This is a genomic window from Geobacter metallireducens GS-15, from assembly GCF_000012925.1.
In the GTDB taxonomy this organism is placed as follows: Bacteria; Desulfobacterota; Desulfuromonadia; order Geobacterales; family Geobacteraceae; genus Geobacter; species Geobacter metallireducens.
The window spans coordinates 529,185-545,200 of sequence record NC_007517.1 but is presented as its reverse complement, the minus strand read 5'-3'; the positions used below and the strand labels follow the sequence as shown (position 1 = coordinate 545,200).

Below are 16,016 nucleotides of genomic sequence, written 5' to 3'. Positions count from 1 at the left end.
TTCTGGCCTCAATGGCCCGAACTGTGCTATAAAAATGTGCTTCACCTAACCCCACGGAAGGACATTTTCCCATGCAACAGATCATCGACTGGCTCCTGGCCACCATCGGCACCATGGGCTACCCCGGCATCTTCATCCTCATGGCCATGGAAAGCTCCGTCATCCCCATACCGAGCGAACTGGTGATGCCGCCTGCCGGATACCTGGCCCAGCAGGGGGAGATGAACATCTGGGTAGCCATCCTCCTGGGGACGGTGGGGAGCCTCGTGGGTGCCTACGTCAACTACTTTGCCGCCCACTGGCTGGGGCGTCCCCTGCTTCTGAAATACGGAAAGTATGTCTGGATCACCGAAGAGAAGTTCGCAAAAGTTGAAACATTCTTCCACAAGCACGGCGAGATTTCAACCTTCATCGGCCGCCTCCTCCCGGTGATCCGGCACCTGATCTCGCTCCCGGCAGGGCTTGCCGGAATGCATCACGGGAAATTCGCCTTCTACACCGTTGCAGGGGCATTCTTCTGGGTGACGATCCTCACCTGGATCGGCTACGTCATCGGCGAAAATCGGGAGCTCATCATGAAGTACTCCCACCAGGCGCTGATCGGGGTCATCATCTTCTGCGTCGTGCTGGTGGTGGTCTACGTGCGGCGACACCGGCGGAAAAGCCTGAGCACTGACGCAGCAAGGGAGAGATAACCGCCGTGACACAGCAGGGCGCCATCAAGACGAGGCTCATCCTGATCGAAGATGAACCGGGGCATACGAGGCTCATCACCAAGAACCTGATGAAAAGCGCCGATGTGGAAATTCTCCCCTTCGACACGGGGCGCAGAGCCCTTGAGTATTTCGAGGGGAAGACCGCGGAGGATCTCAGGCAGCATCTCGTGGTCCTCGATATCAACATGCCCGGCATCGACGGCTTCGAGGTCCTGAAACGCCTCAAGGGAAACGAAGCCACAGCCGCGGTCCCGGTCATCGTCTTCACCACGACGGACCATCCGGACGAGATACGCCGCTGCTACCACGAGGGGGCCAACCTCTATCTGGTCAAGCCCATGGACTACACGGCCTTTCAAGTGACGATCGACTTCCTCGCCGCAACCCTCACGATGATGAGGCTTCCCTAGGGGATGTCCGGCAGCGGGAGCACACATCCCACCCTTGTGGTGGCGGCCGACGGAAAGATCATCGAGGCAAACGATGCGTTCACCCTCCTTTCCGGCTACCGAGCGGAAGCGGTCACCGGCCGCTTGTTCCATGAAGTCGTCCTTTGCGCAGACGGAGCCCCCGGCATTGCCAGCATGGAGACCCTCAGCGGGGTGGAGCTGAGAAAGGCTTCCGGAGCGCGACTGTCCCTGCTTGCCGTCGTTTCCCCCATGCTCGGCCAGAACCTCGCCCCCTACCGCTACATCGTGAAACTTATCGAATGCAGGGAGATACCGGAGGTGGCGCAGACCCTTGCCGCCACAGAATCCCGCCTGGAGGTCTCCGAACGGGAACTGCAGACGTTCGTCTCCAGCGTCTCCCACGATCTCCGCTCGCCCGTGGTGAGCATCAAGGGCTTCACCGGCGAACTGCGGGGCCTTACAGAAAATTTCATGAGGCAGATCGGCAAGGCGCCGGATCTCTCCCCGGAATCCGAGGCGCTGTTCACCCAGTATCGCGAGGAAATGCTCGAAGCCATCGGCTTTGTGGAATCAAGCGCGAAGCGGGTCGAACGCCTGGTCAATCTGCTGGTTGTCTTCTCCAAGCTGGAAGGGATACCGTTGAACGACCAGCGCGTGGATATGGCCGGCCTCTTCCGGAGCGTCCTCACCTCCATGCGCCACCGGATCGGGCAGAAGGACTGCCAGATCTCCATGGAAGCGGTGTTTCCCTCCCTGATGATCGATCCCACCGTGACCGAGCGGATATTCAGCAACATCCTCGACAATGCCGTCAAGTATCTCGACCCCTCCCGTCCCGGGGCCATAACGATCAAAGCCGGTGAAAATGACCGGGAAGTGATCTTCTCGATACGCGACAACGGCATCGGCATTGCCGAATACAACAGGCACAAGGTGTTCATGTTCTTCAGGCGCGCCACCGACCTGGACATCCCCGGCGACGGCGTCGGCATGCCCCTGGCGAGGGCGCTCCTCAAGCGCTACCGGGGCCGCATCTGGTTCGAATCCCTGGAAGGAACAGGGACAACCTTTCACGTCGCATTCCCCAAGACCCTCGTGGTCTGAAGCAATTCACCGGCATCCATGGTTTTCCCTCACTTTTTCCGCATACCCTGCTCGTGTCTCCTCCTCTGCGCCCTGTCCCTGGCCGCGGGTCCCAGCGCCCATGGCGAGGAAGTGACCGAGGAAAAGCTCAAGGCCATCTACAACCGAGCCTTCCGGGCACCGACCATCGAGCAGACGTCGGCAGTCCTGAAGACCGGCAACAAACTTAAGACCGCAACGGCCGACGTGCTGGAACTGGAGGCAAACCACCGGTTCGACGCCCGCAGCCATGCGACGGTCAGCCTCTTCGATATCCGCATGAATCACCCCATCAACTACTACTACGATTTCGTCAACAGCCTAGATGCCCACAAGAACGAGGGTCGCATCGGAACGCAGAGGGTGGAGGCCGAGCACCAGTTCCGGGGGACCTGGGAAGTGAACCAGATCGCCGGCGCCGACAATGCCAAGGCGTTCTGGCGCCGGGCCATCGGCAGCTACACGGGGGGCGCGTACCGGGACGACGTCTACAGCGACCCCTACTGGGGGACGGTGACGAGGCAGCAGTTCAGGAATGGCGGGGAGGGATAGCGAATGGACTGGGGGAAATACAAACTGGAACTATGCACCGGACCGGCTGTCATACCGCACCTTTCGGAAATCGCCCGGCTCCGGATCACGATATTCGAGGAGTATCCCTACCTCTACAAGGGCTCCCGGGAAATCGAGACGAAGTATCTGCGGGCCTACGCCGACACGCCGGATGCCTGCGTGTTCGTGGTCCGGGACGGTGACGCCATCATCGGCGCCGGCACCGGCGTGCCATTACACGGGGAACCGGCGACCTTCACGGCACCATTCGCCGGCAGCCCCTTCTCCCTGGACACCATCTACTACCTTGGCGAAGTGCTTTTCCTGCCGGGCTACCGAGGGCAGGGGCTTGGCTCACGGCTTCTGAAGGAGTTCGAGGAACATATCCGCTCATTGGGGAGGTATCGTCACCTGGCCTGTGCCACCATCGAGCGGCCCGAAGACCACCCCCTGCGACCGGGCGACTACCATCCCATCGACGGCTACCTGATCAAGGCCGGGTTCATCCGGCATCCGGAACTGAGCGTGACACTCCCCTGGCCCAACCTTGAGGGGGAGGTAACCGACAATACGATGGTGTTCTGGGTAAAAGAACTAGAGCACCTCTGAAGCCTACGAACGGTTTTCACAGCATGAAAAAAACCCCGACAGCATCCACCGTCGGGGTTTTTTTCAATAATACAGGGAAAACCTTACTTCGGCACCTTCTCCCAGTCCTTCAGGAACCGCTCGATGCCGGCGTCGGTGAGGGGGTGCTTGGCCAGTTGGAGCATGACCGAGTAGGGGATGGTGGCGATGTCGGCGCCGATGAGGGCAGCGTTCAGGACGTGGATGGGGTTCCGGACGCTGGCCACGATGATCTCGGCGGTGTAGCCGTAGTTGTCGAAGATGGTCTTGATGTCGTCGATGATCCCCATGCCGTCCTGGGAGATGTCGTCGAGGCGCCCCACGAAGGGGGAGACGTAGGTGGCGCCCGCCTTGGCGGCCAGAAGGGCCTGCATGGCGGTGAAGATGAGGGTCACGTTGGTCTTGATCCCCTTCTTCGTGAGGGTGGTGCAGGCCTTGAGCCCTTCCGGGGTCATGGGGAGCTTGATGACGATGTTCTTGTGGATCGCGGCCAGCTCCTCGGCCTCGCGGATCATGCCGTCGTGGTCCAGGGAGACCACCTCGGCGGAGATGGGGCCGTCAACGATGCCGGTGATCTCCTTGATGACCTCCTCGAACTTGCGTCCCGATTTGGCGATGAGCGAAGGGTTGGTGGTGACGCCGTCCACGAGCCCCAGCTCGTGGGCCTCGCGGATTTCGTTCACGTCTGCGGTGTCGATGAAAAACTTCATTTTCGTTCCTCCGGGTTTGATTGGTTATGGGTGGTGCCTGCATGCTCAAGGCCGGCCTGGTACTTCTCCAGGCAGGCCATGGAGCAGAAATGGATCCGTTTCCCCTCGTGGCGGCCGATGACGGCGTCGTCCTCGGTGACGTAGACGCCGCAGACCGGGTCCTGGAAGGTCTCCTCCTTCTCCGGGGCAGGTATCGTCGGCTTCTCTTCCTGCTTCTTTTTCAAAAAACCCTGCACGATCCTGAAGCCCACATAAAACAGGATGAGCATGATAATCAGCCGCATCGGCAAACTCCTAAATCCTGGTCACCCGCTCGCCGGGAGGGAGCGAGCGGAGCAGTTCATCCACCCGCTTCCCAAGCAGGGGATGATGAACGTCAGGGGCGATCTCCGCCAGGGGAACCAGCACGAAGCGCCGCTCGTGGAGCCGGGGATGGGGGATGACGAGCCCCTCTTCGTCAAGGATGAGATCGCCGTAGAGGAGGATGTCCAGGTCCATGGAGCGCGGTCCCCACGGGACGTCCCGCACCCTCCGGAACACGTCGGTTTCGATCCGCTGGAGTTCCGCGAGCAACTGGCGGGGCGAGAGGGCCGTTTCGAGCCTGAGGGCAGCGTTGAGGAAGTTGGGCTGGTCCACCGGCCCGACGGGGTCGGTGTCGTAGAAGCCGGAAAGGGCCGTGATGCGGGTCTGCTCCAGCCTGCCGATCTCGGCCACGGCCCGTAGCAGGTTCAGTTCCCGATCCCCCTGGTTCGAGCCGAGGGCTATGAAAACGTTCGATTTCACCGGTAGATTAGAGCACAACGCGCCCTATTTTTCAACGCCCCTGACCGCTTTTCCCGGACCCCGGTCCCGGCCTTTCAGTGCAGTTCCTCCCCCGTGGTGGTCATGACGAGCTTGCCGTGTTTGACCCCCTTCACGCCAATCAGCTCGTCGGCGATCTTCTTCACCTCCCGGGCCTTGCCTCGCACCACGAGGACCTCAAGACAGTTGTGGGCATCCAGATGGACGTGGAGGGCCGAGACGATCTCATTGTGGTGGGAGTGCTGCTGCTCGGTGAGCTTGTCGGAGAGGTCCCGGACGTGGTGGTTGTAGACGAGGGTCACGGTGCCGACGGTCTCCTCCTCGCCCCCTTCCCACTTGAGCTCCACCAGGGCCGCGCGGATCAGGTCGCGGACCGCCTCGGAGCGGTTCATGTACCCCTTCTGCTCGATGAGGCGGTCGAAACTCTCCAGCAGTTTGTCGTCGATGGAGATGCCGAATCTGACGGTTTCGCCCATGGGTCTTTTCTCCTGCGGCTGATCTCGAAACGGCTGGATAATAGACTACTTTGCCGGGGAGAGGAATCTTTTTTTCGCGCTACTTCCGCAGCTTCCGCAGCCCGAAGGAGACGAGGAACAGGGTGAAGTTCACCAGGATGATGGTGGCGCCGGCAGGGAGATTCGCCAGGAACGAGATGACGATCCCCGCCACCACCGACAGGACCCCGAGGAGCACGGCGAGGAGGATGGCGGTCCGGAACCCCCGGGCAATCTGCAGCGACGTGACGGCCGGAAGGATGAGAAGCGCCGAGATGAGCATGATCCCCACCACCTTCATGGCCAGGACCACAGTGAGCGCCGTAAGGAGAACGAGCACCGCGTTGATCCGATCGACCCGGATTCCCGAGGTGCGGGCAAGCTCCTCGTCAAAGGCGATGGCGAAGAGGTCGTGATAGCAGAGGAGCACCGTGAGGCAGACGATGACGAAAAGGACCGCCGTCTGCCCCAGTTCGAAGGGGCTGATGGAAAGGATGTTGCCGAAGAGGTAGCTGAAGAGGTCCACATTGAAGCCGCCGGCCATGCTCGCCAGCAGGATGCCGGTGGCGACCCCCAGGGACGAGACGATGCCGATGGCGGCGTCGCCGTAGATCCGCGCCCGCTCGGCCAGCCTCAGGATCCCCAGGGCCGCCAGGAGCACGGCCGGGATGGCGGCGACGGTGGCATAGACCGACTGGAAGCGGAGGAACAGGGCCAGGGCCACACTCCCGAAGGTGACATGGGCCAGGCCGTCGCCGATGAGTGAAAGGCGCCGCAGGACGAGGAATACCCCGAGTACTGCGCAAAGGGCCGCGATGAGGGAGCCGGCCGCAAGGGCCCGAAGGAGAAAGCCGTACTGAAAGATGTCGAGAAACGTCACCGGGGTGCTCCGTCTTGATGCCGATGGCAGATCAGGTGTTGGGAGTGGGAGCCGAAAAAGTCGCCCATTTCCGGCGAACCGCAGAAGTCGTCGAAGCCTCCGTAAAAGACGAGCCGCTTGTCCAGGTAGAGGAGACTCGACGCGTACCGGCCGATGGTGCCGCTGTCGTGGGTCACGAGGATGATGGTGGTTTTCCGCTCCCGGTTCAGCTCCTGAATGGTGCGGTAGAAAATTTCCCGCGTCTCCGGGTCCAGGGCCGTGGTGGGTTCGTCCAGGACAAGGAGCTCCGGCCCGTTCACCATGGCCCGGGCCAGGAGCACCCGCTGCCGCAGGCCTCCGGAGAGTTCACCGATGAGCCGGTTGCGGATGCCGCCGATACCCATGAGCTCCAGGGCCCGGCCAACGGCCCCGGCGTCCTCCCGGTGAACGCGGCGGGGGAAGCTCCGGTTGGCCAGGAGCCCCAGCCCCACCACCTCGGCCACGGTGGCCGGAAAGTGGGGATTGAAATGCTGGAGCCCCTGGGGGAGGTAGCCGACCCGCTGCCACTGATCGAAGGAAGCAAGGGGGGTTCCGAAGAGGTCGACGCGCCCCCGGTCGGGGCGGGCAAGCCCCAGAATGCAGCGGACAAGGGTGCTCTTCCCCGAGCCGTTGGGACCGACAATCCCCACGTAGCTCCCCTTTTCCACGGCAAACGATACGTCGAGCAAGGCGTCGACCCCCTGGTAGGCATGGGAAAGCCCCTGGACCGTGACCACCCCTACCGACATTGGAGCCCCTCCCGCAGATTCTTCAGGTTCTTCTCCATGAGCTCCATAAAGGTGACTCCCCTGTCCAGATCGGCCTTCGAGACGGTATGGGCGCCGTGGAGCATGAGGATGGAGGCGCCGGTTTCCCGGGCGATGGTCTCTGCGGTGCGGGGATCGAGAAGCTCCTCGGTGAAGATGTACTTCAGTCCCTCGGCCCGCACCTGATTCACGAGTTGCGCCAGCTTCGCCGGGGTCGGCTCGGCGTCGGCGGAAACGGCGTAGGCCGACAGGTAGCGGAGACCGTAGCGGTTGGCCAGGTAGCCGAAGGCGTAGTGCCCGCCATGGAGGATGGTTCGCGTGGCGCACGAAGCGAGCCCCTTGCGGTACCGTTCGTCCAGGTCGGCCAGCCTGGCGCGGTAGGCGGCGGCATTGGCAAGGTAGACGGACCGGTTCGCCGGGTCCCGCTCGGCCAAGGCCGCGGCGATGTTGTCCACCATGAGCTGAGAGTTGGTGAAATCGAGCCAGAGGTGGGGGTCCATCCCCTCGCCGCCATGGTTGTGCCCTCCGTGGCCATGGTCGTCGTGATTATTCCCCTCGCCTGCCTTAAGGAATTTTGCCCCCCGGCTCGCATCGACCACGGTGAGCTTCCTGCCGCCGGCCCCCTTGACGATCTCGCCGGCCCACGGCTCCATGTACCGGTTCGTGTAGATAAAGAGATCGGCGTTGCTTACCCGCACGATATCGCCCGGCTGGGGCTCGAAGCTGTGGGGCTCCATGCCGGGAGGAAGGAGGAGCGTCACCTCGGCCTTGTCCCCTGCCACGGCGCGGGCAAATTCGTAGACCGGGAAGATGGTGGCGACGATCCGCAGCTTGCCGCTCCCGCCGGCACCCTTTTCCTCCGTTTTCCGGCACCCGGAAGCGAGCGCCGCCAGGACCAGCACCAAAACCATGAATGCAATGCGTCTCATGAACCCTCTTTTTTCGCCCGCGAACGGGGCAGCCGAAGCAGGAATAACAAGCGGTGGTTGCCGCTCTAAAATACCCCCCGCCCGGTGCTTGTCAAGGGGGAATCCCTCCGTTGACTCCCATGGGCAGATGGGCTACAGTGGCCGAAATCCGCCGCCCCGGCGGAACACGACGGAGGTACGGCAATGTTCATGGGCAAGCTCCCCCACCAGGCGGACCTGATCGGCGCCCTCATCGAGGCGGCCGGCGCCAACGGTATCCGGGCCGGCGCCATCCAGGTGATCGGCGCCCTCCAGGGGGCAAAACTCGGCTTCTACGACCAGTGGAGCAAGAGCTACCGGGAGCTCCCCTTTGCCAAGCCTCTGGAGATCGTTTCCGGCCTGGGAAACATATCGCTGCGGGACGGCAGGCCCTTCGTCCACCTCCATCTCTCCATTTCCGACGAAGAGGGGAAGGTCTTCGGCGGCCATGCCCTGGAGGGATGCACCATCTTCGCCGCCGAGTACGCCATCATGCCGCTGCCGGGGAGTGCGCCCGTCCGCGTCTTCGACGAGACCACCGGCCTCTTCCTCTGGGAGCGGGAGCAGTACCCGGCCTCGGGACAGAAGGGGCTCTCCCCCGAGCTTGAGCGGGCGCTTCTCAACCCGTAACACCGCACCATCATTCTCAACGTTCCAGGTTTTCATGAAATCAGGATACAAACGGACACCAACTGCGGATGAGCAGGAGCTTGAACGCAAGCGGCGGGAGTTTCACGCCCTGGAGCGGCGTCTGGCACGGCTCGAACACGACCTGGAGGATCTTCGGGAGGAGATCCGGGAGTTCGAGAAGCTCTACTCCGTGCAGATGGCAGACCGGATCCGGGAACTGGACCAGCTGCGGCAGGAGCTTGCTAGGGCCCGCTCTGGGGCCGCCGCCAGAAGCCGAACGGGGGATGGAGGCGAGCGGCGGCACTACGGTTTTCAGGATGACGAACCGGAACTTGAGGATATCCCCCGGGTAAAACCGGGCACCGCGCCAACGGTGAAAAACGAGGGAATCCGCAACGTCTACCGCCGGGTGGCCAAAGCGATCCACCCCGACTTCGCCGAGTCCGACGAGGACCGCAGGCGCCGCCAGAAGCTCATGGCCGAGGCAAACCGGGCCTACGCCGAAGAGGACCGGGTCACCCTCCAGGCAATCCTGGAAGAGTGGCAACTCTCCCCCGAAACGGCCGTGGCCGTCGGCACCGCCGGCGAGCTTGCCCTGGTCATCCGGCGCATCGGCCGGGTGGTGGAGCGGATCAGGGGAGTGGAGCTGGAGATGGCCCGGCTCCGGAACACCGATCTCTACCGCCTGATCCAGCGTGTACAGGACGCCCGGTGGCGGGGGCACGACATCATCGCCGAGATGGCGTCGAGGCTTGACGCCGAGATTCTCGCCTCCTGCAGAACCCTCAACGAGTTGGGCCGCGGACGCCATGCCGATGATGCCCCCCAGGCCGCTCAAACACCACCGTCACCGCCGGCGGGCACCTTCCGCACCGTCCGGTTTCCCGCCGACCGTCCCCTCGGAACCCTCTTCGTTCGCGAACGGAATTCGGGGAGCTTCCTCGACTGGAAGCGCCTCGGCGAAGCACTCGGCGCCGTGGCCGTGCCGGCGGGAAAGGGACTGCGGCTCGATGTGCGGGAAGGGGCCGTGGCCGACCTGGACCTCCTCGGCACCCTCCAGGTCGACGACCTCCAGGCCTGCTTCCTCTACGGCATTGCCGACGACGACCTGACCCACATCCTGCGGCTCACGGGTATAAGAGAACTCTACCTGTCGGGCGAAGGAATAACCAGCGAAGGGATAGTCCATCTCCTGGAGCTGAAAAACCTCGAACGAATCTACCTCTACGACACCCTGGTCACCGATGCCGGGCTCGCCTCCCTCAGATACCTGCCGCGGCTCTGCTCCCTCACCATCAGCAACGCCCCGGTCACCGACGGGGGGCTCGACCGCCTGCGGCTGGCGCTCCCCGGCTGCCGGGTGGTGATCCTCCAGAGCGGCAAGCGGGGCTAAGACTCCCCTCTCGCTTAATAACACAGAGCAACAGAGCAACAGAGAAAGCAACTCGTCAAGCACACAGGGTACTGTAACTATTGCTCCAGGTTATTCATTCTCAAAGATTTTTCTCAGTTGCTCAGTTGCTTGTATGTTTCAGTAACCGGTTATATGTTCTCCAGAATTGGACACGACAGCTTGGTCGTTGCTTGGGCCAATTGAGCCCGTCACAGAGCGTAATGCGTCGTGTCCATCTTTCCTCAACCCGAACGGTTGCTTGGGCCGAAACGAGCCCGAATTTTCGCAAGAAAGGGACTGGAGAGAATATGGAACCCAATGATGCAGTTGTTGGAGTCGACGTTAGTAAAGAGCATCTTGATGTCTACCTCATGCCAACTGGTGACCAGAAAAGGGTGACTAACGATGATGCCGGTTGTGCTGAGCTGACGACGTGGCTCATTACGAACGCCCCTTGTCGGATTGTTCTCGAAGCCACCGGCGGCTTGGAGATGCTAGCTGTCAGCACCTTATCAGCAGCGGGTCTGCCAGTGGTCGTGGTTAATCCTCGGCAGGTCAGAAACTTTGCCAAAGCATGCGGGCTGCTGGCGAAGACCGATATTCTTGATGCCAAGATCATTGCCCGATTTGCCCAAGCCATCAAGCCTGAAATCAGGCCGCTCAAGGACGAGACAAGCCAAAATCTAGCAGCACTGCTGGCCCGCCGCCGGCAGTTGGTCGAGATGCTTGTGGCGGAAAAAAATCGCGTGATTTCCGCTGCACCTACGGTCCGCAAAGGCATCATGACCCATATTGCCTGGCTGACACAGCAGATCGATGACGTTGATAAAGACATCTCAACTCTTATTCAGTCCAGCGAATCCTGGAAGGCAAAAGAAGAAATCCTTACCAGTGTCAAGGGCATCGGCCCTGTGACTGCGGCCACCATACTGGCAGCACTTCCGGAGTTGGGGACCATTTCCCGACAGCAGCTTGGCGCTCTGGTCGGAGTATGCCCCTATAATCGGGACAGTGGCAAATTCCGTGGAAAGCGCGCAATCTCCGGTGGCAGAGCAACCGTGCGTTCTGTCCTGTACATGGCAACATTGTGTGCCGCCAGGTTTAACCCGGTTATAAAAGCCTTCTATCAACGCCTTACAAGCGCCGGAAAACTTCACAAAGTCGCGATCACCGCTTGCATGCGAAAACTACTCACCATCCTCAATGCCATGGTGAAAAACAACCAGAAGTGGGATCACTCGAAATTCACTCCACTTCTGCACTAATTTGTTGACTGAGAACACGGTTGCTCTGTGTTTTCGAGTGATATCCACAGCAAAAACCCTCCCCAACAATTCCAGAAGCCTTCTGTTCTCCTCTGTCCCCCGCACGGCAACCCGGAAGAACCGCTCCGAAAGCCCCCGGAAGGAGGAGCAGTCCCGGATGAGGACCCGCTCGGCGAGAAGCCGCGTGGCCAGCTCCGGGGCCGTGGGTCCGGCGTCAATCCGGACCAGGAGGTAGTTGGCGGCGGAAGGATAGACCGCAAGCCCCGGCAGTCTGGCGATGCCGGCGGAAAGCCACTCCCGCTCCGTCTCCACGAGGGCGCGGGTCCGGGCCGGGTACTCCCCGTCAGCCAGACAGGCGAGGCCGGCGGCCTGGGCCAGGGTGTTGACGCTCCAGGGCTCCCGCAGAGCGGAGAGCCGGGCGATTACCTCCTCGCTCCCCATGGCGTAGCCGAGTCGGAGCCCCGGAATGGCGTAGAACTTGGTCATGGAGCGGAGTACCACAGCCCCTTCCCCTGCGACCACCAGGTCCGTGGCCGACTCCTCCTCGCAAAAGTCGATGAACGCCTCATCGAGAACGAGGAAGGTACCGTGGCGGCGGCAGAGGCTGACGACCTCAACGATGACCTCGCGGGGGATAAGCGCCCCTGTCGGATTGCCGGGATTGGCGAGAAAGAGGAGATCGCACCCCTTCGCCAGGCGCTGGTCGAGAGCCTCCAGGTGAAGGGTAAAGCAATCGGCGGGGGAGAGGTCCAGATAGTCGATCTCCCAGCCGGCCCGGGAGAGCCCCTTGGCATACTCGGAGAAGGGGGGGGCGACGATGAGGCCGCGTCTGCCGCCGACGAGCCGGGGAACCAGATAAATCAGTTCCGTGGAGCCATTGGCAACGCAGATATTTTCGGGAAGAAGATGGTGGCGGCGGGCTAGGGCATCCCGCAGTTCCGTGGCCCCGCTGTCGGGGTAGTGGACGAGCCGGTCAAAGGCGGCCGCCACCGCTCCGCGTGCCTCCACCGGGGGGCCGAGGGGGTTGATGCTCGCCGAGAAGTCGAGAATCTCATCGGGGGAAACGCCCAGTTGGCGGGCAACGGCGAAGACCGTGCCGCCGTGGTCGAAGGTTTCTTTCATTATTCGTAAAACCTTTCACCACAGGGGCACAGGGACCCAGAGGAAAACCGTTTTAAGGTGTTACCCTGCAAGCAAACAGATTTCAGCCAGGGTCTCCGGAATTACCATCTCTGTGTCTCTGCGCCTCTGTGTTTAGTCTGTAATTGTCAGGATGGTGGTCATTACTGCCGCCAGAAGGACCAGCAAACACTCGGCGCCGTACATGAGCCGCACGGTACCCCGCCAGGCCGTGGCGTCAAGGGGCTTCAAGGGATCGCCAATGGTGGGCTTCGCCACCGGCTTGCCGAAATAGACGTTGGTCCCCCCCAGTTGCACGCCGAGGGCGCCGGCGGCGGCCGCCTCGGGGATGCCGCTGTTGGGGGATGAGTGATTGCGGCCATCCCGGAGCATTATCCGCCAGGCACCGCGCCCCGACAGACCCGCCAGGGGAGCGGCAAGGGTCATGAGGAGCCCCGTGAGCCTGGCCGGGATCAGGTTGGCCAGGTCGTCGCTCCGGGCCGAGGCCCAGCCGAAATGAAGATACCGCTCGTTCTTGTACCCCACCATGGAATCGAGGGTGTTGACCGCCTTGTAGGCCAGGGCCAGGGGTGCCCCGCCGATCATGAAGAAGAGGAGCGGGGCGATGACGCCGTCGGAAGTGTTCTCAGCCACGGTCTCCACGGCGCCGCGCCAGACCTCCGGCTCGGAAAGTCCAGCAGTGTCCCGTCCCACGATAAAGGAGAGATACCGCCGGGCCTCCGGCAGGTCGCCCCGTACCAGGGCGTCGGCCACCCGCTTCGATTCCCCATGGAGGGACCGGGCCGCCAGACAGGTCCACCCGAGGAGAGCCGACACAACGACTCCAGCGAGCGGGTGGACGAGAGAAGCTCCCCGCACCGCCCCCCAGGCGGCGCCGGCGGTGATGCCGACGGCCAGCAGAAGGAGCAGCACCCCGCCGACACGCTCGTTCGTCACCAGCCGCCGCAGGAATTTCTCCAGCACCGTGATCAGCTTGCCGATGGCCACCACCGGATGGGGGAGCCAGCGGGGGTCGCCGAAGAGGAGATCGAGGAGGACCGCGGTCAGGACGACCGCGCCGGCCTCGGTCACCGGGCAAGCCCGCAGACGGCCAGGAGCCGCTCCATGTCCAGGTGCTTCTCCAGGTGGGCCGCCAGGAGATCAAAGGGGTCGTCCTGCGCCTCCGCCGCGGGGCGCTCAACAAGCCCCTTGGCCCGCCGGAGCTTGTTGAGGAAGGCGGAGCGGAAACCGGCGTTGTCGAAGATGCCGTGGAGGTAAGTGCCGAAGACCCGGCCGTCGCAGGAGACGGCGCCGTCCAGCACCTCCACCGCCCGCCCCGACCGTTCCGTGGCCCGGGCAAAGGGGCGGACGCTCGGACCGAGGATCGTTTCCCCCATGTGAATTTCGTACCCCTCCAGCTCGCCCCGGCAGCGGGGAGCCACCTGGTACCCCGCCGGCAGGAGTTCCGCCCGGGCCTGGTGGGTGGTCTTCTTTTCCAGCATCACCGTCACCACGTCCAGAAGACCCAGCCCTTCGGCCTCCCGGATCCCCGACTCCACGGCGTGGGGGTCGGAGACCCGCTTTCCCAGCATCTGGTAGCCGCCGCAGATGCCCACGATGAGCCCCTGAAAGGCCCGGATCGCCTCGAAGAGCCCCCGCTCCATGAGGAAGTAGAGGTCGGTGGTGGTCGCCTTGCTCCCGGGGATAATGAGGAGATCGAGCCCCCGGAGCTGGTCCGCCCCTTCCACGTAGGTAAGACGCACGTCGGGTTCCGCTTCCAAGGCGTCGAAGTCGGTGTAGTTGGAGATCCGCGACAGCTTCACCACCCCGATTTTGAGCTTTTCCCCCGGTCCCCGGTCCCCGGTCCCCGATCCCCGTTTTTCCAGGGCGACGCTGTCCTCCTCGGGGATGCGGAAGCCGCTGAAGCAGGGGACCACCCCCAGAACCGGCACCCCGGTCCGCTTCTCCACGAACTTGATTCCCGGCGTGAGAAGCGAGGCATCCCCCCGGAACTTGTTGATGACGATGCCCGCGATCCGCTCCCGCTCCGCCGGCTCCAGAAGCTCCAGGGTCCCCACGATCTGGGCGAAGACCCCGCCCCGGTCAATGTCGGCCACGAGGATGGCCCGGCATCCGGCCATCTCGGCCACCTTCAGGTTGGCGATGTCGTGGGCTTTCAGGTTGATCTCGGCGATGCTTCCGGCCCCCTCGATGACCACGACATCGTGGGCCGAGGAGAGGCGGTCAAAACTTTCCCGTACCTGCTCGAAAGCCATGGGTTTATAGGCGTGGTACTCCCGCACCGACATATTCCCCACCACCTCACCCGCGACGATGACCTGACTTCCCGTATCGGAGGAGGGTTTCAGGAGGATCGGGTTCATGTCGGCATGGGGGGGGATGCCGCAGGCCGCCGCCTGTACCGCCTGGGCCCGGCCGATCTCCCCTCCCTCGGGGGTGACCGCCGAGTTGAGGGCCATGTTCTGGGACTTGAAGGGGGCCACCCGGAGCCCCCGGTTCTTGAGGATGCGGCAGATGCCGGCCGTGAGGACCGATTTGCCCACATCGGAGGCCGTACCGACCACCATCAAAGACCGGGACCGGGGACCAGGGACCGGGGACCGGGAATTCAAAATCTGAGACGGGGAATCCACCGAGTACTCAGTGACTGGTTTTTTTTGTTTTTCCCTGGTCCCTGGTCCCTGGTCCCCGGTCCCGGCCTTTTCCCCTGGTCCCCGGTCCCGGATCCCGGCGGCGTAGCCGCGCGGGGTCACCATCCGCCCCGCCGGGTCGACGAAGGTGGCAGAGTTCCCCACGATGACCAGAGAGAACATATCGATGGGGTGGTCGAGCATCCTTCCGAGGGTGGTGACGATCCGCTCCTCCCCCTCCCGCAAGGCGTTGCGGACGATCCCCACCGGGGTATCGGCCGGCCGGGCAGACAGGAGGATCTGCCGGGCCTCCTCGATCTGCTGCACCCGCCCCTTGCTCCGGGGGTTGTAGAGGGCTACGACGAAATCGGCCGTGGCGGCGGCCACAAGCCGCCGTTCGATGAGGTCCCACGGGGTCAGGAGATCCGAGAGGGAGATGACGGTGAAATCATGCATAAGGGGAGCGCCGAGGACCGCTGCAGCCGCCTGCACGGCCGAAACGCCGGGAACCACTACGATCTCGGGGGGGGCGACCAACTCCGCCGCCAGCTCCAGGGCGAGCCCCGCCATGCCGTAGATGCCGGCGTCGCCGCTGGAGACCAGGGCCACCGTCTTCCCCGAGGCGGCCAGGTCCAAGGCTTCGCGGCAGCGCTCCACCTCCTTCATCATTCCGGAGGAGATAATCTCCTTGCCGGCGATGAGAGGGGCGATCAGGTCCAGGTAGGTCTTGTACCCCACCACCACATCGGCGGCGTCAAGGGCCTCGTTGGCCTGGAAGGTCATATGGTCGAGGTCGCCGGGACCGATGCCGACGACGTAGAGCTTGGACATGGTTAACCTCAAATGAAGGAGTCAGGAGTCAGAATACAGAAGTAGACATCATGAAAAGACCGTGCTTTTCTTCTGAATTCTGG

At 62.9% G+C, this 16,016-nt stretch carries 18 protein-coding genes; 8 read left to right on the top strand and 10 right to left on the bottom strand.

The window, feature by feature from the left end; translation table 11 throughout:
• The first annotated feature begins 71 nt into the window (after nt 1-71).
• From GMET_RS02505 to GMET_RS02485, 5 genes are read left to right on the top strand one after another with little or no spacing between them, the layout of a single operon-like run.
• A complete protein-coding gene (locus tag GMET_RS02505; protein ID WP_004512198.1) occupies nt 72-695 on the top strand; it encodes a DedA family protein in 624 nt (207 codons plus the stop codon).
• A 5-nt stretch (nt 696-700) separates the two neighbouring features.
• The gene (locus tag GMET_RS02500; RefSeq protein WP_004512197.1) at nt 701-1,126 is read left to right on the top strand and encodes a response regulator; all 426 of its coding nucleotides are present in this window, start codon (nt 701-703) and stop codon (nt 1,124-1,126) included.
• Nucleotides 1,127-1,129: 3 nt separating this feature from the next.
• On the top strand, nt 1,130-2,230 hold the full coding sequence (locus tag GMET_RS02495) for a PAS domain-containing sensor histidine kinase (protein ID WP_004512196.1): 1,101 nt from the start codon (nt 1,130-1,132) through the stop codon (nt 2,228-2,230).
• An 18-nt stretch (nt 2,231-2,248) separates the two neighbouring features.
• Entirely contained in the window at nt 2,249-2,800 is a 552-nt protein-coding gene (locus GMET_RS02490; RefSeq protein ID WP_004512195.1) for a hypothetical protein, read from the top strand.
• Nucleotides 2,801-2,803: 3 nt separating this feature from the next.
• Nucleotides 2,804-3,409 (top strand): GNAT family N-acetyltransferase, encoded by a 606-nt coding sequence (locus GMET_RS02485; RefSeq protein ID WP_004512194.1) that lies wholly within the window; start codon nt 2,804-2,806, stop codon nt 3,407-3,409.
• 83 nt (nt 3,410-3,492) lie between these two features.
• Here the strand turns inward: GMET_RS02485 and fsa are convergent, their stop codons facing one another.
• The 7 genes from fsa to GMET_RS02450 form a co-directional block, all read right to left on the bottom strand.
• On the bottom strand, nt 3,493-4,137 hold the full coding sequence (fsa, locus tag GMET_RS02480; protein ID WP_004512193.1) for a fructose-6-phosphate aldolase: 645 nt from the start codon (nt 4,135-4,137) through the stop codon (nt 3,493-3,495).
• Complete coding sequence (locus tag GMET_RS02475; RefSeq protein WP_004512192.1) at nt 4,134-4,421, bottom strand: YHS domain-containing protein; 288 nt, start codon at nt 4,419-4,421, stop codon at nt 4,134-4,136. Before GMET_RS02475 ends, fsa begins: the two co-directional genes overlap by 4 nt.
• Before the next feature lie 10 nt (nt 4,422-4,431).
• Nucleotides 4,432-4,920: a 2-amino-4-hydroxy-6-hydroxymethyldihydropteridine diphosphokinase gene (gene folK, locus GMET_RS02470; protein ID WP_004512191.1), complete on the bottom strand. Its 489-nt coding sequence runs from the start codon at nt 4,918-4,920 to the stop codon at nt 4,432-4,434.
• Between the two features lie 74 nt (nt 4,921-4,994).
• Complete coding sequence (nikR, locus tag GMET_RS02465; protein ID WP_004512190.1) at nt 4,995-5,414, bottom strand: nickel-responsive transcriptional regulator NikR; 420 nt, start codon at nt 5,412-5,414, stop codon at nt 4,995-4,997.
• Between the two features lie 79 nt (nt 5,415-5,493).
• Nucleotides 5,494-6,312: a metal ABC transporter permease gene (locus GMET_RS02460; protein ID WP_004512189.1), complete on the bottom strand. Its 819-nt coding sequence runs from the start codon at nt 6,310-6,312 to the stop codon at nt 5,494-5,496.
• Nucleotides 6,309-7,079 (bottom strand): metal ABC transporter ATP-binding protein, encoded by a 771-nt coding sequence (locus GMET_RS02455; protein WP_004512188.1) that lies wholly within the window; start codon nt 7,077-7,079, stop codon nt 6,309-6,311. Before GMET_RS02455 ends, GMET_RS02460 begins: the two co-directional genes overlap by 4 nt.
• Nucleotides 7,070-8,026, bottom strand: coding sequence for a metal ABC transporter substrate-binding protein (locus GMET_RS02450; protein WP_004512187.1), 957 nt, complete (start codon nt 8,024-8,026; stop codon nt 7,070-7,072). The genes GMET_RS02455 and GMET_RS02450 overlap by 10 nt, the downstream gene beginning before the upstream one ends.
• Nucleotides 8,027-8,209: 183 nt before the next feature.
• On the opposite strand from GMET_RS02450, the gene GMET_RS02445 reads away from it, so the two are divergent.
• The 3 genes from GMET_RS02445 to GMET_RS18225 all read left to right on the top strand — a co-directional run bounded on the left by GMET_RS02445 (nt 8,210) and on the right by GMET_RS18225 (nt 11,332).
• Nucleotides 8,210-8,674, top strand: a complete 465-nt coding sequence (locus GMET_RS02445) for a PPC domain-containing DNA-binding protein (RefSeq protein ID WP_004512186.1) — start codon at nt 8,210-8,212, stop codon at nt 8,672-8,674.
• Between the two features lie 34 nt (nt 8,675-8,708).
• A complete protein-coding gene (locus GMET_RS02440) occupies nt 8,709-10,067 on the top strand; it encodes a hypothetical protein (protein WP_004512185.1) in 1,359 nt (452 codons plus the stop codon).
• Nucleotides 10,068-10,375: 308 nt separating this feature from the next.
• Nucleotides 10,376-11,332 (top strand): IS110-like element ISGme8 family transposase, encoded by a 957-nt coding sequence (locus GMET_RS18225; protein WP_004513407.1) that lies wholly within the window; start codon nt 10,376-10,378, stop codon nt 11,330-11,332.
• Here the strand turns inward: GMET_RS18225 and cobD are convergent.
• The 3 genes from cobD to GMET_RS02425 all read right to left on the bottom strand — a co-directional run bounded on the left by cobD (nt 11,255) and on the right by GMET_RS02425 (nt 15,933).
• Nucleotides 11,255-12,454, bottom strand: a complete 1,200-nt coding sequence (cobD, locus tag GMET_RS02435) for a threonine-phosphate decarboxylase CobD (protein WP_011365674.1) — start codon at nt 12,452-12,454, stop codon at nt 11,255-11,257. The genes GMET_RS18225 and cobD overlap by 78 nt on opposite strands.
• Nucleotides 12,455-12,586: 132 nt before the next feature.
• The gene (gene cbiB, locus GMET_RS02430) at nt 12,587-13,543 is read right to left on the bottom strand and encodes an adenosylcobinamide-phosphate synthase CbiB (protein WP_004513855.1); all 957 of its coding nucleotides are present in this window, start codon (nt 13,541-13,543) and stop codon (nt 12,587-12,589) included.
• The gene (locus GMET_RS02425) at nt 13,540-15,933 is read right to left on the bottom strand and encodes a cobyric acid synthase (protein WP_004513854.1); all 2,394 of its coding nucleotides are present in this window, start codon (nt 15,931-15,933) and stop codon (nt 13,540-13,542) included. The genes cbiB and GMET_RS02425 overlap by 4 nt, the downstream gene beginning before the upstream one ends.
• Nucleotides 15,934-16,016 lie beyond the last annotated feature (83 nt).